Source organism: Chitinophaga silvisoli (assembly GCF_003412465.1).
Lineage (GTDB): Bacteria > Bacteroidota > Bacteroidia > Chitinophagales > Chitinophagaceae > Chitinophaga > Chitinophaga silvisoli.
On record NZ_QTJV01000004.1, the window covers coordinates 769,547 to 787,085 of the forward strand.

Genomic DNA, 17,539 nt, shown 5'->3' on the forward strand with positions numbered 1-17,539 from the left:
ATTAGATTTCAAATTTTGTCCATTTTTCATTGCTCTGTCCCGATTTCACAACATTCTCAATGAAGGCCATGCCTCTCACGCCGTCTTCCGCACCAGGAAAATCAAGTGCTTCAGGAGCAGGTGTTTCACCTTTCAGTTTAGCCTGCAACGTGAGTGCGAAGTTGCGATACAAATTCCCAAAGGCTTCGAGGTATCCTTCCGGATGTCCGCCGGGAGTACGGGTATTGTGGATAGCAAAACTGCTTTGCAGCGACCCATAGCCATTACCGGCGCGATAGATTTCCGTCGGTTTATCCAGCCATTTTACCAGCAGGGTATTAGGTTCCATCTGGTGCCATTCAATACCTCCTTTTTCACCATATACTCTGATAGTAAGGTTGTTCTCTTCACCGGCAGCTACCTGGGAGGCGATGAGCACACCGGAAGCACCATTATCAAATTTCAGTAACACACCTCCATCATCATCCAGGGCACGACCTGGTACCACAATATTGAGATCAGCACACAGTTTGTCGATTTTCAATCCACTGATATACTCAGCCAGATTGGCAGCATGTGTACCAATATCGCCCATACAGCCTGCCTTTCCGGAGCGGCTGGGGTCTGTACGCCATGCAGCGCCCTTACTGTCTTTCTCAGAAAAGGTGCTGAGCCAGCCCTGGGGATATTCAACATATACCTTCCTGATTTTTCCGAACACACCATTTTTCACCATTTGCTTTGCCTGCTTTACCATGGGATAACCAGTGTAAGTATGGGTGAGCAGCAGGGAGAGACCTGTAGCATCCACCTTTGCTTTCAGTTGTTTGGCTTCTTCCAGGGTAAATGTGATGGGCTTGTCAATCGCTACATGGAACCCCTTTTCAAGGGCGAGCATCGCTGGTTCAAAGTGCACATGGTTGGGTGTAACAATGGCAATAAAATCCAGTTTTTCATCTGCCGGTTTATTAGCTTCCGCTTCCAGCATCGTCTTGTAGTCAGGATAAGTCCTGTCGGGGTGAAGGAATAACATTTCACCGGAGGCTTTGGAGATCTCCGGGTCAGAACTGAAGGCACCTGCTTTTAGTTCAATCAGACCATCCATATTCGCTGCGATTCTGTGAATAGCACCGATGAAGGCATTCTTTCCGCCCCCAATCATACCCATTCTTAACTTACGGTTCATTTGCAATAACTTTTTGTTCTTTATGATAGGTTTGAGTTGTTTTTCGCATCCCGCAGCATGAAACGGGACCTTGTGCACGTGATTTTATCTCATAACGTCATTACTCCACAGCTTTTAAATGTAGAAAACTCCGGGGAAATTTCGTCATGAAATTTCACATTTGCAGGAAATAGCTGTATTCCCGTTGATTCAAACTCGTTATTGTAATATAAAAATGTTATAGTGAAGCTTAAGGAAGAATGTAAGCAGAAAGAATGTAAACAACTAACAAACAATTTTTTATATAAAAAAAAAGAGCCTGATAAGACTATCCGGCTCTTGTTTTACTATCCTATGAAAACCCTAATACTGTAAAGGTAGACTGTTGTAACAAATGAAGGTGTTAAACGGTCGTTAATAATATCTTTTTTTTAACGTGTACTTTTTACGTCTCATACTATTACAACCAGTATAATACAAATAAAGGAATTGATTATATGGGGCATAAGCGGGCGTTTTGAGTAGCGCTGATTTTAATTACCTGGGTTCAAATCAGTTTATACATGGGCTTGTCCGGTTATACTCAATTTTGTACATTGAGAACTATATAATATTACCTATGAGCAAAGTTCTTGTATCCTTTGCAGCTGCCATCCTCCTTTTTTCCTGCACCTACATGGGAAAAGAGGTACCTATCAGTGAACAGGATCGTATTTTGGCTGATTCCCTTCATATTGAGCGGAGCGCTCTATCCGCTATCCGCACCCTGACCACGGCACCCTTACATGTCCTGGGAGAAGACGCAGGACTGGAGTTTGAATATCACCCAAAGCCTGAAAAATATGAGCGCATCCGCAAAAAGCTGCTGTCAGCAGGTTATCTCCTCTTTAAATCCGAAGAGAATTATGGCAATCTTCCTGACCAGTATGCATTGATTAAATCCAAAGATCAGTTTGACATTATTAAGATAAAATGTACGGCTGCTCCTAATTATGATATTTCTAATGATAGTCTGCTGATCAGACTGCATGACTGGCATAGGCGCTATTCACTGGAAATACTTGGAGCAGGCAACGACTGGTTTGAAGCCCGTATAGTCCATATTCCCCCTGCGGAACTCGAAGGATTTGCCAGGGAGATCCATGCTTTTTGTCCGGATATAGCAGAAGAAGGTGTTGGAAATGTGGAAGATCTGGTCCAGGAGCTGAAAGACACCAAAACATTGTACCTCTGGTGGGATTAAAATTTATTTTTTCTGGTTTAACTGTCATCCTACGGCATTACAGCTTCACTATGTGCAAATAATTCCTAATTTTACGGGCCTTGCCAGAAACCCGAACAGCTGACACCTTGTCATCGGTCGCTTTCCAAGCATAATATTTGGGTAAGGAAACGGAATGGAGCATAGGCATCCTATGGCCCTACAACTATTTTAACAATCATTCGTAATAAACTAGACATGTTAGGTTTTTTAACAAAACTTTTTGGCGGGCATAAGTCGGAGCGAGACATCAACACGATCATGCCTGTGGTGAAGAAGATCAACGAGGAGTATGAAAAACTGCAATCCCTGCCTGTAGACCAGCTGCGTAACAAAACGCAGGATTTTCGCCAACGGATCAAAGCCCATTTGTCGAAGATTGACGGTGTAATTGCTGAGAAACAGGCGGAAGCTGAACAGACTGAAGAAGTAACTGCAAAAGATACTATCTATCAGGAAGTAGATAAGCTGAAGAAAGACAGAGATAAACAAATCGAAGAAATACTGAAGGAAATTTTGCCTGAAGCATTTGCCGTTGTTAAAGAAACCGCACACCGCCTCACCAATAATCCAACCATCACTGCCACAGCTACTCAGCTGGACAGAGACCTGGCAGTAAAAAAAGATTACCTGAGCATTGAAGGTGACAAAGTGACGTGGAAGAATACCTGGACTGCTGCTGGTAGCCAGGTAACCTGGAACATGGTACATTATGATGTACAGCTCATCGGTGGTATCGTACTCCACGAAGGTAAGATCTCCGAAATGGCTACAGGTGAAGGTAAAACCCTCGTTTCTACCCTGCCTGCTTACCTGAATGCACTGGCTGGCGAAGGCGTACACGTAGTAACTGTGAACGATTACCTCGCTCGTCGTGACTCCGAATGGAACGGCCCTCTCTTCGAATTCCTGGGTATCACCGTAGATTGTATCGACAAGCACCAGCCTAACACCGCTGATCGTCGTGCCGCCTACCTGGCTGACATTACCTATGGTACCAACAACGAATTTGGTTTTGACTACCTCCGTGATAACATGGTGCATACACCAGACGAAATGGTGCAACGTAAGCACCACTTTGCCATGGTGGATGAGGTGGATAGCGTATTGGTGGACGATGCCCGTACCCCACTCATCATCTCCGGTCCTATCCCCCGTGGTGAAGAACAGGAGTTCCATGTATTAAAACCCCGCATCCAGCGCCTGATCGAAGCACAACGCCAGGCTACCAACCAATACCTGCTCGAAGCTAAGAAACTGATCGCTGAAGGTAAAGACGATCCTAAAACAGGAGGTCTGGCCCTGATGCGTGCATGGCGTGGTTTACCTAAAAATGGTGCGCTGATCAAATATCTGAGCGAACCAGGTATCAAAGTATTATTACAGAAAGCTGAAAACTATTACCTCGCCGACCAACAGCGCGAAATGCCAAAGGTAGACGAGGAACTGTACTTCAGCATCGACGAAAAAAACAACACCGTTGACCTGACAGATAAAGGTATTCACCTGATCACTCAATCCGGTGAAGATCCAAACTTCTTCATCATGCCTGATGTAGGCTCTGAGATCGCTGAGATCGAAAAGATGGACATCACTGCCGATGAGAAACTGCATCGTAAAGATGCCCTGCTGCAGGACTTCGCACAGAAATCTGACCGTATCCACTCCGTACAGCAATTGCTGAAAGCATACACCCTCTTCGATAAAGATGTGGAATATGTGGTAATGGATGGAAAAGTGAAGATCGTAGATGAACAGACAGGTCGTATCCTGGATGGCCGCCGTTATTCCGATGGCTTACACCAGGCGATAGAAGCGAAAGAAAACGTAAAAGTAGAAGCTGCTACACAAACATTCGCTACCGTAACCCTGCAGAACTACTTCCGTATGTATCACAAGCTGGCAGGTATGACCGGTACAGCGGTGACAGAAGCCGGTGAGTTCTGGGAAATCTACAAACTGGATGTTGTTACCATCCCTACTAACCTCCCTATTACCCGTAAGGATAATGAGGACTTAGTATATAAAACAAAGCGTGACAAATACAGGGCAGTCATCGAAGAAGTGAAGAAACTGCAGGCAGAAGGCCGCCCGGTACTGGTAGGTACTACCTCCGTAGAAGTTTCCGAGTTGCTGAGCAAGATGCTGACCTTCGAAAAAGTGCCTCACAATGTATTGAACGCAAAACAACACGCCCGTGAAGCACAAATCGTTGCAGAAGCCGGTCTGAAAGGTGCCGTAACCATCGCTACCAACATGGCAGGCCGTGGTACGGATATCAAGCTTGGACCAGGTGTGAAAGATGCAGGTGGTCTGGCCATCATCGGTACAGAACGCCATGAAAGCCGCCGTGTAGACCGCCAGTTACGTGGTCGTGCCGGTCGTCAGGGTGATCCGGGTACCTCTCAGTTCTTTGTATCCCTGGAAGATGACCTGATGCGTATGTTCGGTTCCGATCGTATCGCAGGCCTGATGGACCGTATGGGTTATAAAGAAGGTGAAGTGATCCAGCACAGCATGATCACCCGTTCCATCGAAAGAGCGCAGAAGAAAGTAGAAGAAAATAACTTCGGTATCCGTAAACGTCTCCTCGAATACGATGACGTAATGAACAAACAACGTACTGTGATCTACGCTAAACGTAATCACGCATTGTTTGGCGAACGCCTGGCGATCGATATCGACAACTCATTCTATGATGTAGCAGAAAGCATTGCAACTACTCACAGGGAAACCGGTGACCTGGAAGCACTGAAACTGGATGCGATCCTCAACTTCGCGATCGATGTAGATGTAACACAGGATGAACTGACCAAAGGTGATGTAAATGCACTGGCATCTAAACTGTATCATGCAGCAAAAGACAACTACCATCGTAAAGTGCAGGATATCGCACAGAATACACTGCCTGTAATCAAACAGATCTACGATGAGCAGGGCCACCACATCGAGAACATCTCTATCCCATTCACTGACGGTAAGAGAGGTGTAAACGTACTGGCCAACCTGCAGAAAGTAGTAGACAGCAATGGCTTTGAAACCATCAACTCCCTGGAGCGCAATATCACCCTGTCACTGATTGATGATGCCTGGAAAGAGCACCTGCGTGCAATGGACGACCTGAAACAATCTGTACAGAGTGCAGTATGGGAACAGAAAGATCCTTTGCTGATTTATAAGTTCGAAGCATTCAACCTGTTTAAAGAAGTGACTGCAGAGACAAGTAAAGAGATTGTATCTTTCCTGTGTAAATGTGGTATTCCGGTGCAGGACGATGGTGGACGTGCACAACAGCAGCAGCAACAGCGTCAGCAGGCACAAATCAGAGAGGCGAGAGAGCAGCAGCAACGTACTGATATGAGCAAGCTGAAAGCGACACACCAGGATTTTGAAACTACCAATGGCCACGAAGCGCAGGAGTATGCTACGAATGCAGAACCAATGAAACAGGATCCGGTGAAAGTAGGCCCTAAGGTAGGGAGAAATGATCCTTGCCCTTGTGGAAGTGGGAAGAAGTTTAAAAACTGTCATGGCAAGGATTTGTAATCCTGGCATGATCAAAATAGTAAAGGGTGTCTCGGCTGAGGCACCCTTTTTTGTTTGTATAAAAAAGATTACGCAGCTAGATGAAGGGAGTGAGTGTGACGAGGACGGAAGAAAGCGAGGATACTGTTGGGGTTACGAACGCAGATTTGGATATGGCTTTTGAGTTTGATACCGGCACCGGGAAAAGCGGGAGCTCCTTCGAGAAATGCACAGCGGACAGTGTCAAAGCCAGGCGTAAGGATGAAGCCTAATTTTTCCCTTTCCATTTGCTGATTCCGTCTGATATCCTCATGCATATATTCAATTACCTTGCAATCTAACTCCCTCAGTAATTTATCATTATATGGATCTGATTTAATATCCTTGTTTTTAGGTACATCATCCTTATTGTCTATCATATTATAATAATACCCGGCTAAATTCTCAGTATACTTGGAATCCAGGAAATTACAACAATGACCAGGATTAATAACAGCACCCAACACCGCCGGCCGCTTAATTTTACCCTGTTTACATTTTTCATGCGCCCATTGCCAGGCTCTCCGCTCATTATCCTCCCAAAAGTACATTCCATGCCCCAACCAGTCGTAAGGATTAGTATTAAAATGGAAATCATTGGGAGCATTGATTAATTGCTGGCAGATGGCCTCATCACAACCGTGGAAACCCAGGATAAGATGTTTTTTGATTTGATACATAGATAAGTTTTAGAATTAATCGTTGTTATCGTCACGCCATAAAAATTCGTACCCGGGATTGACATTCCCATTTTCATCAACAATGCCATACTTTTTGAGGAATGCCAACTTTTCCTCCGGCGTACGTCTTGCTGTGATGGCTCTATCTCTGTCCAGGTTCGCCTGGATCCTCCTTATTTGGTAATCATCTGAAAAAAAATCGTACATACTTCTCGCTTTAATTGTGAATAATCAGATACATAAATAAGTTTTTAGAATTAATCATTGTTATCGTCACGCCATAAAAATTCATAGCCGGGATTGGGATTACCATTTTCGTCAACAATCCCAAAACTTTGGAGATACTTCAATTTTTCCTCCGGCGTACGTTTGGCCGTTTCCTCCCGGGCCTTAGCCAGGATCGCCTGAAGCCTCCTGATCTGGTAATCATCTGAAAAAAAATCGTACATACATCGTGTTTTAATAGTGAATAATAATTTACATCACAAAGTTAGCCCCTTCCCCTCTCCCAGCCTAGGTTTCAGCGATCCATTTTTGTTCATTCTGCATAAACTTTTTGTCACTTTAACCATTCCCGTTCATTCCCGACAATCCTACAATTTTCCCTACCTTCGCACCCGAAAACCACTTCACTATGCAGCTGAACAAATACATCGACCACACGGTCCTCAAACCTACCACCACCCTCGAAGACATCAAAAACCTCTGCATGGAAGCCGTTGAATACGACTTCGCCGCAGTATGCGTTCCCCCACCCTTCGTGAAGGTAGCCAAAACGTTTACCAGCAGCACCACCACCAAAGTAGCCACCGTCATCGGCTTCCCATTCGGCTACTCGGCCATCGAAGCTAAACTAGCCGAACTCGTCCTCGCCATCGTTGACGAAGCCGACGAAGTCGACATGGTTGCCAACCTCCTCGCCATCCGAAACAAAGACTGGGACTATATCGAAAAAGAAATCAGCAATATCATGGCCGTAATCCGCAACCAGGCCCGCAAGGTAGTCCTGAAAGTGATCATAGAAAGTGGCATATTATTGGAAGAAGAGATCATAAAGTGTTGTGAAATATATGCTAAATACGGTGTAGACTTCGTTAAAACCTCCACCGGATACGCCGAAAAAGGTGCCTCCGTTGAAGCCGTAAAACTGATGCGGGCCCATCTGCCACAAAATATTCAGATAAAAGCTTCAGGTGGAGTTCGTACATTTGCCTTCGCCCAGGAGCTGATCGCTGCCGGTGCCACCAGGTTGGGAACTTCCAGCGGCGTGGCCCTCATGAAAGAGGCTAAAGGGGAGGCTACTAACGGTGCCACAGGCACATATTAACCACACCCCAATCGGCTAAAAGACTGAACATGAAACACATAATCATATTATTATCCGGATTACTGATCGGCACCCTCGCTTCCGCTCAGGACAATACCCTTACCGCTGCCAACACTGGCGGTGTGAAAGTGGTAAAAGACAGCCGGCTCGACCTGCTGATCAAAAAACAGATCTATATTAATACCCTCGCTATCCGTAACCAACCGGGTTTCAGGGTACAGGTCATTTCTACCAACAAGAGAAATGAAGCAACCGACATGAAAGCCAGGGTCATGCAACTCTACCCTGACTACCGTACTTACCTGGACTACCAGGCACCCTATTTCAAAGTACGCGTAGGTGATTTCAAAACCCGGGATGAAGCGGCCGACCTGAGAGAAAAATTATCTTCCAGCTTCACTGGCGGCGTATTCGTCGTACCTGCTATTATTAATCTACAACCAGAGAAAGAAGCAGGGAATGAAGAATCGTATTAAAGAACTCGCGCACAAGTACGCGCCTGAGTTCATTGCTATCAGAAGACATATTCACGCAAATCCCGAACTGTCCTTCCAGGAATTTGAAACGTCAAAGTACATTCAGCAACAACTGGATACTTTCGGGGTGAAATATACTGCCGGCATAGCCGGAACCGGTATCGTAGCGATCATCGAAGGCAAAAATCCTTCTAAAAAAACCATCGCACTCCGTGCCGATATCGATGCCCTCCCCATCACAGAAGCAAACGATGTACCTTACAAATCATTGAATACCGGTGTGATGCACGCCTGTGGCCATGATGTACATACTACCTGCGTATTGGGTGCGACCCGCATCCTCCAGGAGCTGAAAGATGAATTTGAAGGCACGATCAAGATCCTCTTCCAGCCTGGTGAAGAAAAACACCCTGGCGGAGCCAGTCTTATGATCAAAGACGGCGCACTGGAAAATCCACGCCCCGATGCCATCCTCGGTATGCACGTACAGCCATCTATGGAAGCCGGCTTACTGGGTTTCCGTGCCGGTCAGTACATGGCAAGTGCCGATGAAATCTATATCACCATCAAAGGCAAAGGCGGTCACGCTGCACAACCTCACCTCACCACCGATACCATCCTGGTGGCATCACACCTGGTCGTGAGCTTACAACAGGTCATCAGCCGTAACAATAATCCTTTCTCTCCTTCTGTACTCAGTATTTGTGCTTTCAATGGCGGATATACGACCAATGTTATCCCCAGCGAAGTAAAGCTGATGGGTACATTCAGAGCCATGGATGAAACCTGGCGCTTTAAAGCCCATGAGATCATCAAAAAACAGGCGACTGAATTAGCACATGCTATGGGCGCAGAGATCGAAATTGATATATTGGTAGGTTATCCCTGCCTGTATAATAACGAAGAAGTAACCGAACGCTCCAGGACCTTAGCCGGAGAATATCTTGGACAGGAAAATGTACAGGATACCGAAGTGAGAATGGGGGCTGAGGACTTCGCCTTTTACAGCCAGATCATCCCGGCTTGTTTCTTCCGCTTAGGAACAGGCAATGCAGCAAGAGGTATCACATCCGGTGTGCATACACCTACATTTGATATCGATGAACGCGCGATTGAGACTGGAATTGGAACGATGGCTTATTTAGCGACACAGATCTAACAAAATATAAAGAGCCCGCCGAAAAGCGGGCTCTATCAACATGGCTTTGCTTATAACAAAATCAATTGTCAGATCTAATTTCTTTTAAACTGCGTTAAATTCAACAATACTATTTCGTCCAACGAAAATTCCCGCATCTTATCTGCTTTAAGAGCAAAATTTTTAATCGCTATATCCTGCAGGTTTACACTTCCATATTCACCTAATTGCATATCTACGTTATCCAATTTCCCTTTCAGATAAGCTACAACCCTGTTATTACTGCCACCTTTATAGGTGAAGTTCTTTACTTCTATTCCTGTCATATCCACATAGCAATCATTCATAGCTGTAAGCTCCAACGTAGGTTGTTTTAAATCAATGACATTCAAACGCACACTATCCTTTGCAATTTTGATATACTGAACCTCCTTGCAATACACTGAAATTCCGCCACCAGGTACAGGCAGGATGTATAAAGTATCTCCTGCCAGCTTATAATAATTGGCACTAACCTGACCATCCGCTTCCCTAATACCTATACTGTCATTGTCCTTACCATACACAATCTGTATGTCATCAGTATTGATCACAATCGCCTTGAAGGGATGTAAAGCAAACCTCTTCTCATTATATAAGTCTTCTCCCTTCTTCGGGAACCGCAACACCGTCCCGTCCCCATTGATCCCCTTCTTAAAATACGCCCACAACACTACATCAGATGCCAGCACCAGGAACAATACGATGCCAGCAAAACCAAGCAACATTTTTATACTAGTCTTCATAATTGTAAAATTTAATTACCTGAAATGTGAACGCTTATACTTCTCATAATGCGTCTTCAGCTCATCCAGCTCAATATCCAGCAAGTAGAGATTCCGAAAGAACTGCGGCAACTCATTCTCCATGAACCGCTCTTTCTTCAGCTGCTTTATCCGCTTCATCGCATCCGATGCCACGAAATACCCAATCCCTCTTTTATTATAGATGATCTCATATTGCTGTAAATATTCGCATGTACGCATCACCGTATTGGGATTGACTTCCGTCTGCACAGCCAGCTCCCTAACGGATGGCAGCCTGTCATCAGCCTTCCACTTATCCAACAGGATCTGTTCGCATATATAATCCGCAATCTGCAGGTATATAGCCTGTGATTCTTTAAATTCCATGAGTTAAAAATTTAAATCTCCTTATCCTTTAACCTGAAATACGCCAACACCCACAATGCGGGTGGGAGAATAAACCTCCAAAAGAAATACAGCACATCCCGCATCCATTTCGGAGACTCCAGAAATACGGAACGATAGGTTTCCACTTGCTGATGTTCAACAATCGCAACTCCAAAGAATGGTGCTGATGCTGCCCAATGCATTAAATGACCATGGAATAAAATGCTCATAAACGCAATATTTACTATTCCAATCAGCAAAACAATAATGAATACAGCGAACAAGGTTTTTATTACACTGTATTTAGGGAAGTATGCAGATCCCAACAGTATGATACCCTGCGCCATAAACCACCAGTGGTAAAGCTGCGTCATATCATTTTTTAAATCATCAGGGAAATAACCATTAATCGTATGTTTTCCCCTTGATAAGGATACAATCCCCGCACCAATGAACGTAGCTGCAGAAAAGGCAATATGATACACCAGTAAAAATCCGACCGTAGTAATCAACAGCGTAGTAAGAAATTTTTCCAGATGCGAAGCTGGCAACAGCAAATAATCAATGCCTCTGGACTTATCACCTAATTGAATAAATGAAAATCCGGCAAAGATCAAACCCGCACCAAACAAAAGAATGCCGTAAAAAGGGAAAACAAAGTTCGCGTCAATAATTTCTCTTTTACTGGTGGTAAAAACACCAATCAACCCTATAGCAATCAACACACCTACCAATACCACCATCGACATCAGATACAATCTCAGATTATCAACAATATGCTTTTTAAAATACGCCCCAAACCTCGGCGCATGAAATACATTACTCGTTTGCATAAAGGAAATTAAAAGAGTTGGTTAATCCGTCCGGATGGCTCCAGCACGGCATTAAAGAGCAGTTCCATATCTAACCTGCCTGGTGTACCACCCGCATTTTCAGTAATCACAGCATGCCCCAGCACAGAACTTTCGGAAAACACCACATTCTCCGCATCCTCCAGTTGTTTCACACTCCTGAAACTCAGTCGTTCTGTCACCGTTTCCACATCCTGCTTGAAAATAATCTTATGATTATCAATCACCACTATATTATCAATCAGGTTATCCAGATCCCTCACCTGGTGCGTAGAAATCACAATGCATTTCTCTTCATTCACCGCGGCAGCAATAACTTTGCGAAACTGGCTCTTGGACGGGATATCCAGGCCATTCGTAGGTTCATCCATGATCAGGCATTTTGTATTGGTAGCCAAGCCAAAACTGATGATAACCTTTTTCTTTTGACCATAACTCATCTCTGTGAGCTTTTGATTTCGGGGCACCTGGAACTCATCCAGGTACTGCTGAAATGCTTTCTCATCGAAATTGGGATAAAAAGGAGCATAGGTCTTCACATAACGGTCAATACTTACCTGTGGCAGGTAAAACTCTTCAGGCACCAGGAAAAGGTTACTGAGAAACGATGGCTGACGAAGCCTGGATTCGTAGCCCATTACTTTACATGTCCCAAGCCTGGGAAAAAGCAAACCGGCAATCTGTTTCAGCAAACTGGATTTCCCCGCCCCGTTTTTGCCCAGCAAGCCGTAAACGTGGCCCGCTTCCAACTCTAAATTCAACCCCTCAAACAATGGCCTACCCTTTTTGTAGTGGAAATGTAGATTTTGGATAGTGATCATATTAAGTGATTTAGTGTACTACTTACCTAGTACACTACAAAGATAGAGAAGCAAATGATAATTCCAAATTTCAATAAGAGAATTTTTAATAATGCGTTTTTCAGCCACCAATGCAGCTGGACCACACTTTCCCCTCATTAAAACCCAGCTGGCCTGCCAAAATGTTAAAAAAATATTTGTAGCGGCATTTCTACACATTAGGAATTTTTAATAAATTATATTTGCCACCGTGGTTTAAATTAAAACTATTCCCTATGAAAGGTACCATATCCGCCTTGCTTAGTTTAAGCCTCTTGTTAACTGCATTCGTGGCCTCCGCACAGTTCGTAAAATCAAAAGACCTGGAGAAATTGAAAAAACGGACTAAAATTATCGTAGTAAAAGAAGTCCCTGATAAGAGTATTCTAAAACAACTACGTCGCCATAGCCATGCAGAAGCAGAAGAGTATAAGCAAGCCATTAAACAGTTAAACCTGGATTTCCCTGAAGTTGTCAGACAATTCTGGAACGTCGATGGAGTCACAGCTACAATTGAACAGAGAACAGAAAAAGAAGTCGAAAAGCTCCGCAAAAAGAACGATAGAAGCTACATCGTAATGGATTGTCAATCGCTGCATGTGAAACCCAGTAAAAGCCATTATGCCAAGTCCGCACAAACATTTACATCTGATCTTGTGTGGAAAAGTGATGCGAAAGATCTGAGTGTACCGGTCATTAACATGTACTTCATTGAAAATGATGTAACACGACCATTCTATATCCAGAATATGTCGGAACGGTTCCCTGATTTCCTGGACCTGGCCGTAGGCATCCGCCTATCCACCTATGTGTTTTCTGAACATGTGGATGATAAAGCAGCCAAAGCCATGATGCAATCCACCAGTAAGCACAATGCGATCTTCCTGAAAGACAGGACCCTGATCCTTTGCAATAACTGGCTGGATGATGATTTTGAAAAAGGGAAAGCAGGCACCGATTATCCTTATCCCATCAAATACGTCAACTACGAAGACCTGGAAGGGCTTTTCAGGAAAGATGGATTTGCCGGAACAGTGATGGCCTATGTACCTGCAGGTGTGTTTTCTACTTTTGACAAAAATACCCCTAGCATGGAAGTACATGTACCGGTGGTCATAGATCCTGTTAATGGGATGCCGCTTTGCCACACGGATATCAGTGATGAAATGTTTCAGGCATGGGGATACTCGCTGATTCCTAAAATGGGGAAATCAATTGTTGGGTTTCGGAAAATCCGCAATGAAGACATCCGGAATTTTGCAAAATCAATGAAGGAGTAGAAGCAATTCCCAACCCACGGCCCCAGCCGAATAAAAGCCTTATTTCCTTGCTGCCGCAGGTCAATATCAAACTCATAGAAAAAGCCTCCCAAACAGGAGGCTTTCTCACTATACAACATTTTAATTCACATTCATCCTACAACTCCGGATACAACGGGAACTGCTTCATAAACTCATTCACCGCCCCTCTCACTGACGCAATCTTCGCCTCATTATCCGCATCCATCAGCAACTCATCAATCCATGATACCACCTGGCCCATATGCTCTTCCTTCAAACCACGGGTAGTAATCGCAGGAACACCCACACGAATACCTGATGTCACAAACGCAGACTTATCATCAAATGGCACCATATTCTTATTCACCGTAATATCCGCCTTCACCAACACCTGCTCAGCCTTCTTACCGGAAATATTCTTATTACGCAGATCAATCAGCATCAGGTGGTTATCAGTACCTCCAGATACAATCTGGTAACCTTTTTCAACCAACGCCTTAGACATCGCCTGTGCATTCTTGATGATCTGCTTAGCATACACTGTATAATCGTCAGACAAAATCTCAAAGAAAGATACCGCCTTCGCAGCAATCACATGCTCCAACGGACCACCCTGAATACCAGGGAACACCGCTGTATCAATCAGATTGCTCATCATACGGATCTCCCCCTTCGGTGTCTTCAGACCAAACGGATTTTCAAAATCTTTACCCAGCATAATCATACCACCACGAGGTCCACGCAATGTCTTATGGGTAGTAGTCGTTACGAAATGACAATGTTCAAACGGAGAGTTCAACAGCCCTTTCGCAATTAAACCAGCAGGGTGTGCAATATCTGCCATTACAAAAGCACCTACCTGGTCAGCGATCGCACGGATGCGTTTGTAATCCCAGTCACGGCTGTAAGCAGAAGCTCCACAAATTATCACCTGTGGCTTCTCTTTCAGCGCAATCTCTTCCATCTTATCATACTCGATCAGACCAGTCTCCTTGTTCACTCCATAAGAGAAAGGCTGGTACAGTTTACCAGAAAAGTTTACAGGAGAACCGTGTGTCAGGTGACCACCCATGCTCAAATCCAGACCCAGGATCTTATCACCTGGTTTCAGAATCGCCAGCAATACGGCAGCATTCGCCTGCGCACCAGAGTGAGGCTGTACGTTTACGTACTCCACACCAAAGATCTCTTTCGCCCTGTCAATAGCCAGCTGTTCACTCAGGTCTACAATTTCACAGCCACCATAATATCTACGTCCGGGATAACCTTCTGCATATTTGTTAGTCAGTACAGTACCCATTGCCTGTATTACCTGCAAGCTGGTAAAGTTCTCCGATGCAATCAATTCTATACCATGACGCTGACGCTCCAGCTCCTGGCCGATGATATTAAATATTTGCTGATCTCTTTGCATTTACATTGAAAATTTGCGACAAAGTTAATCGATTTTATGGATTGTCAATAGTTCAATTTTAACATATACTAGAACTTTTTTCTATAAAACCTGTTTATGCCAGTTAATTCAACTGCTTAGGCACTGCATACAGTGCATTCCTCCCTGTGTAGGGGCTTTTCTACTATTCTATTTATAAATTTTGTTCTACCTTCACGCCCTCGGTAGACTAAAAAACATCAAATCGCTGCGGTACATGAAGGCCATTATACCTGTAGCCGGTGCTGGCACCAAGCTACGTCCACATACATATACTCAGCCTAAAGCGTTAATCCCGCTCGCGGGCAAAACAATTCTCAGTATTATTATTGATCAGCTGGAGGAAGCAGGCATCACCGAATTCGTCTTCGTTATCGGTTACCTGGGAGAAAAAATCCAGCACTATGTGCAGAAGAAATATCCTCACCTCACCTGTCACTTCGTACAGCAAAACGTACGCGAAGGTACCGGCCACGCCATCCTGCTTACCAAAAAAGTAGTGGGTGACGATGAAATACTCATCGTACTGGGCGATACCATCTGTGAAGGAAATATCAGGGAACTCATCGCCTCCCCCGTCTCGCAACTGGGCCTCAAGAAAGTAGATGATCCCCGCAGTTTTGGCGTAGCCGAACTGAATGATGCCGGAGATATCATGCGGGTCGTGGAAAAACCACAGATCCCAAAATCGAACCTGGCCCTGGTAGGGATCTACAAAATCAAAGAAACCGACCAGCTGTTTGATTGCCTGGAAAGAAATATGACTGAACACAGACGCTCACATGATGAGTTCCAGCTCACCGATGCCCTGCAATGCATGATCGAACACGGGGTGCAGTTTACCCCCTTCAAAGTGAGTAACTGGTTCGACTGCGGCCGCAAGGAGACCCTGTTGGAAACAAATGCTATCTTACTCAGTAAATATAAAGTACCCGCCAATCCCATGCTTCCTTACGAGAATGCCATTATCATTCCTCCCGTAAGTATTGGCGAAGGTTGCAATATCAAAAATTCTATTATCGGACCCAATGTCGCAATCGGTGATAATACCGTGATCAATTACTCTATCGTCAAGGATTCTATCATCGGTTCTTACAGTAACCTGTACGAAGTGGTGCTGAAGTCTTCCCTGATCGGGAGCGATGCGAATATCCGGGGACTCAGTCAAAGCCTGAACATCGGTGATAATACAGAGATTGACCTGGGATGAAATGCGCACTAAACGGCAGTGATCTTTCCTTCCTGGCCCTGAGAGATTAATACTACCTGGAACAACCAGGCGATAGTAATGATCCCTTCACTGTTATCCGGGGTCCTGAAAATTTTGAAGAACACAGAAATTGTTCTGTCCTGATGCTCATCACCTTCCGTTTAAGATAAGCTCCTTACATTTACGGCCATGAACCGTATCTCTCAACTCTTTCATATAGAATACCCTATCATACAAGCCGGTATGATCTGGGCCAGTGGCTGGCGACTGGCCAGCGCCGTGAGCAATGCCGGTGGCCTGGGCCTCCTCGGTGCAGGCAGCATGTATCCTGATGTCTTACAGGAACACATCACCAAATGCAAACAGGCGACTGACAAACCTTTTGGCGTAAACCTCCCCCTCCTCTACCCTAACATCGAGGAGCACGTTAAGATCATTATTGCCAACAAAGTACCCATCGTCTTCACCTCCGCAGGCAATCCAAAAACCTGGACCTCCATCCTGAAAGCAGAAGGTATTAAGGTCGTCCACGTAGTTGCCAGTGCTGCCTTCGCACTCAAAAGCGAAGCTGCCGGCGTAGACGCTATAGTAGCAGAAGGCTTTGAAGCAGGTGGGCACAATGGCAGGGAAGAAACTACCACCATGGTATTAATCCCCAGCGTATGCCAGGCCGTAAAAATTCCGGTCATCGCTGCCGGCGGTATTGCCACAGGCAGAGCCATGACAGCAGCCTTCGCTCTCGGTGCCAGTGGCGTACAGGTAGGTAGCCGCTTCATTGCTACTCCCGAGGCTTCTTCTCATGATCATTTCAAACAAGCTATACTTGCTGCGAAAGAAGGTGATACCCTCCTGTCCATGAAGAAACTCACACCTGTCAGGTTGCTGAAAAACGAATTTTTCAACAATGTCAAAGCAGCCGAAGATAGTGGTGCTGACAATGAATCCCTGAAAACACTCCTAGGCAGAGGTCGTGCTAAAAAAGGAATGTTCGAAGGTGATATGGCAGAAGGTGAACTGGAAGTTGGACAGGTCAGCGCCATCATTGATAAGATCATGCCTGCGGCAGATGTAGTCGCTGAAATATGGGATGAATTCCAGGCTACTAAAAAAGAACTCTGGTTAAATACATAAAAGATTCAACACATAAAAAAGGCCGCTCAGGTGA

Annotated in this window: 17 protein-coding genes; 8 read left to right on the plus strand and 9 right to left on the minus strand. The window is 44.9% G+C overall.

Features of this window, described 5'->3' with window-relative positions; genetic code table 11:
• Position 1: 1 nt before the first annotated feature.
• Positions 2–1,165: a Gfo/Idh/MocA family protein gene (locus tag DXN04_RS15160; protein WP_116854187.1), complete on the minus strand. Its 1,164-nt coding sequence runs from the start codon at positions 1,163–1,165 to the stop codon at positions 2–4.
• A gap of 598 nt (positions 1,166–1,763) precedes the next feature.
• On the opposite strand from DXN04_RS15160, the gene DXN04_RS15165 reads away from it, so the two are divergent.
• Both DXN04_RS15165 and secA read left to right on the plus strand, forming a co-directional pair.
• Positions 1,764–2,387 (plus strand): DUF4253 domain-containing protein, encoded by a 624-nt coding sequence (locus DXN04_RS15165; RefSeq protein WP_116854188.1) that lies wholly within the window; start codon positions 1,764–1,766, stop codon positions 2,385–2,387.
• Between the two features lie 216 nt (positions 2,388–2,603).
• Positions 2,604–5,951, plus strand: coding sequence for a preprotein translocase subunit SecA (secA, locus tag DXN04_RS15170; protein ID WP_116854189.1), 3,348 nt, complete (start codon positions 2,604–2,606; stop codon positions 5,949–5,951).
• Positions 5,952–6,019: 68 nt separating this feature from the next.
• On the opposite strand, the gene DXN04_RS15175 is transcribed toward secA, so the two are convergent.
• Genes DXN04_RS15175 through DXN04_RS15185 form a run of 3 tightly spaced genes read right to left on the minus strand, consistent with a single transcriptional unit; the run spans position 6,020 to position 7,098 of the window.
• Positions 6,020–6,649, minus strand: coding sequence for a hypothetical protein (locus DXN04_RS15175; RefSeq protein WP_116854190.1), 630 nt, complete (start codon positions 6,647–6,649; stop codon positions 6,020–6,022).
• 15 nt (positions 6,650–6,664) lie between these two features.
• Complete coding sequence (locus DXN04_RS15180; protein ID WP_116854191.1) at positions 6,665–6,856, minus strand: hypothetical protein; 192 nt, start codon at positions 6,854–6,856, stop codon at positions 6,665–6,667.
• A gap of 50 nt (positions 6,857–6,906) precedes the next feature.
• A complete protein-coding gene (locus DXN04_RS15185) occupies positions 6,907–7,098 on the minus strand; it encodes a hypothetical protein (RefSeq protein ID WP_116854192.1) in 192 nt (63 codons plus the stop codon).
• A 185-nt stretch (positions 7,099–7,283) separates the two neighbouring features.
• Here DXN04_RS15185 and deoC point away from each other — a divergent pair, with 185 nt between their 5' ends.
• Genes deoC through DXN04_RS15200 form a run of 3 tightly spaced genes read left to right on the plus strand, consistent with a single transcriptional unit; the run spans position 7,284 to position 9,611 of the window.
• A complete protein-coding gene (gene deoC / locus DXN04_RS15190; RefSeq protein ID WP_116854193.1) occupies positions 7,284–7,976 on the plus strand; it encodes a deoxyribose-phosphate aldolase in 693 nt (230 codons plus the stop codon).
• Positions 7,977–8,005: 29 nt separating this feature from the next.
• Complete coding sequence (locus tag DXN04_RS15195) at positions 8,006–8,452, plus strand: SPOR domain-containing protein (RefSeq protein WP_116854194.1); 447 nt, start codon at positions 8,006–8,008, stop codon at positions 8,450–8,452.
• Positions 8,436–9,611 carry a M20 metallopeptidase family protein gene (locus DXN04_RS15200; RefSeq protein WP_116854195.1) on the plus strand — a complete coding sequence of 392 codons (1,176 nt, stop codon included), beginning with the start codon at positions 8,436–8,438 and terminating at the stop codon, positions 9,609–9,611. Before DXN04_RS15195 ends, DXN04_RS15200 begins: the two co-directional genes overlap by 17 nt.
• A gap of 74 nt (positions 9,612–9,685) precedes the next feature.
• On the opposite strand, the gene DXN04_RS15205 is transcribed toward DXN04_RS15200, so the two are convergent.
• Genes DXN04_RS15205 through DXN04_RS15220 form a run of 4 tightly spaced genes read right to left on the minus strand, consistent with a single transcriptional unit; the run spans position 9,686 to position 12,434 of the window.
• Complete coding sequence (locus DXN04_RS15205) at positions 9,686–10,375, minus strand: hypothetical protein (RefSeq protein ID WP_147319936.1); 690 nt, start codon at positions 10,373–10,375, stop codon at positions 9,686–9,688.
• A 15-nt stretch (positions 10,376–10,390) separates the two neighbouring features.
• The gene (locus DXN04_RS15210) at positions 10,391–10,762 is read right to left on the minus strand and encodes a GntR family transcriptional regulator (protein ID WP_116854197.1); all 372 of its coding nucleotides are present in this window, start codon (positions 10,760–10,762) and stop codon (positions 10,391–10,393) included.
• An 11-nt stretch (positions 10,763–10,773) separates the two neighbouring features.
• Complete coding sequence (locus tag DXN04_RS15215; RefSeq protein WP_147319937.1) at positions 10,774–11,595, minus strand: hypothetical protein; 822 nt, start codon at positions 11,593–11,595, stop codon at positions 10,774–10,776.
• Between the two features lie 8 nt (positions 11,596–11,603).
• On the minus strand, positions 11,604–12,434 hold the full coding sequence (locus tag DXN04_RS15220) for an ABC transporter ATP-binding protein (protein WP_116854199.1): 831 nt from the start codon (positions 12,432–12,434) through the stop codon (positions 11,604–11,606).
• Between the two features lie 254 nt (positions 12,435–12,688).
• Between DXN04_RS15220 and DXN04_RS15225 the strand changes: the two genes are divergently transcribed.
• A complete protein-coding gene (locus tag DXN04_RS15225) occupies positions 12,689–13,732 on the plus strand; it encodes a hypothetical protein (RefSeq protein WP_116854200.1) in 1,044 nt (347 codons plus the stop codon).
• A gap of 136 nt (positions 13,733–13,868) precedes the next feature.
• On the opposite strand, the gene DXN04_RS15230 is transcribed toward DXN04_RS15225, so the two are convergent.
• Positions 13,869–15,146 carry a serine hydroxymethyltransferase gene (locus DXN04_RS15230; protein WP_116854201.1) on the minus strand — a complete coding sequence of 426 codons (1,278 nt, stop codon included), beginning with the start codon at positions 15,144–15,146 and terminating at the stop codon, positions 13,869–13,871.
• A gap of 235 nt (positions 15,147–15,381) precedes the next feature.
• Between DXN04_RS15230 and DXN04_RS15235 the strand changes: the two genes are divergently transcribed.
• Together DXN04_RS15235 and DXN04_RS15240 are read left to right on the plus strand one after the other, a co-directional pair.
• The gene (locus tag DXN04_RS15235; RefSeq protein WP_116854338.1) at positions 15,382–16,374 is read left to right on the plus strand and encodes a sugar phosphate nucleotidyltransferase; all 993 of its coding nucleotides are present in this window, start codon (positions 15,382–15,384) and stop codon (positions 16,372–16,374) included.
• A gap of 189 nt (positions 16,375–16,563) precedes the next feature.
• Positions 16,564–17,505, plus strand: a complete 942-nt coding sequence (locus DXN04_RS15240; protein ID WP_116854202.1) for an NAD(P)H-dependent flavin oxidoreductase — start codon at positions 16,564–16,566, stop codon at positions 17,503–17,505.
• The last annotated feature ends 34 nt before the right edge of the window (positions 17,506–17,539 follow it).

What these genes read in the sequence shown, in the direction of transcription:
- DXN04_RS15160 (WP_116854187.1), bottom strand. Translation starts at nt 1,165, where the DNA reads ATGAACCGTAAGTTAAGAATGGGTATGATTGGGGGCGGAAAGAATGCC.
- DXN04_RS15165 (WP_116854188.1), top strand. Translation starts at nt 1,764, where the DNA reads ATGAGCAAAGTTCTTGTATCCTTTGCAGCTGCCATCCTCCTTTTTTCC.
- secA (WP_116854189.1), top strand. Translation starts at nt 2,604, where the DNA reads ATGTTAGGTTTTTTAACAAAACTTTTTGGCGGGCATAAGTCGGAGCGA.
- DXN04_RS15175 (WP_116854190.1), bottom strand. Translation starts at nt 6,649, where the DNA reads ATGTATCAAATCAAAAAACATCTTATCCTGGGTTTCCACGGTTGTGAT.
- DXN04_RS15180 (WP_116854191.1), bottom strand. Translation starts at nt 6,856, where the DNA reads ATGTACGATTTTTTTTCAGATGATTACCAAATAAGGAGGATCCAGGCG.
- DXN04_RS15185 (WP_116854192.1), bottom strand. Translation starts at nt 7,098, where the DNA reads ATGTACGATTTTTTTTCAGATGATTACCAGATCAGGAGGCTTCAGGCG.
- deoC (WP_116854193.1), top strand. Translation starts at nt 7,284, where the DNA reads ATGCAGCTGAACAAATACATCGACCACACGGTCCTCAAACCTACCACC.
- DXN04_RS15195 (WP_116854194.1), top strand. Translation starts at nt 8,006, where the DNA reads ATGAAACACATAATCATATTATTATCCGGATTACTGATCGGCACCCTC.
- DXN04_RS15200 (WP_116854195.1), top strand. Translation starts at nt 8,436, where the DNA reads ATGAAGAATCGTATTAAAGAACTCGCGCACAAGTACGCGCCTGAGTTC.
- DXN04_RS15205 (WP_147319936.1), bottom strand. Translation starts at nt 10,375, where the DNA reads ATGAAGACTAGTATAAAAATGTTGCTTGGTTTTGCTGGCATCGTATTG.
- DXN04_RS15210 (WP_116854197.1), bottom strand. Translation starts at nt 10,762, where the DNA reads ATGGAATTTAAAGAATCACAGGCTATATACCTGCAGATTGCGGATTAT.
- DXN04_RS15215 (WP_147319937.1), bottom strand. Translation starts at nt 11,595, where the DNA reads ATGCAAACGAGTAATGTATTTCATGCGCCGAGGTTTGGGGCGTATTTT.
- DXN04_RS15220 (WP_116854199.1), bottom strand. Translation starts at nt 12,434, where the DNA reads ATGATCACTATCCAAAATCTACATTTCCACTACAAAAAGGGTAGGCCA.
- DXN04_RS15225 (WP_116854200.1), top strand. Translation starts at nt 12,689, where the DNA reads ATGAAAGGTACCATATCCGCCTTGCTTAGTTTAAGCCTCTTGTTAACT.
- DXN04_RS15230 (WP_116854201.1), bottom strand. Translation starts at nt 15,146, where the DNA reads ATGCAAAGAGATCAGCAAATATTTAATATCATCGGCCAGGAGCTGGAG.
- DXN04_RS15235 (WP_116854338.1), top strand. Translation starts at nt 15,382, where the DNA reads ATGAAGGCCATTATACCTGTAGCCGGTGCTGGCACCAAGCTACGTCCA.
- DXN04_RS15240 (WP_116854202.1), top strand. Translation starts at nt 16,564, where the DNA reads ATGAACCGTATCTCTCAACTCTTTCATATAGAATACCCTATCATACAA.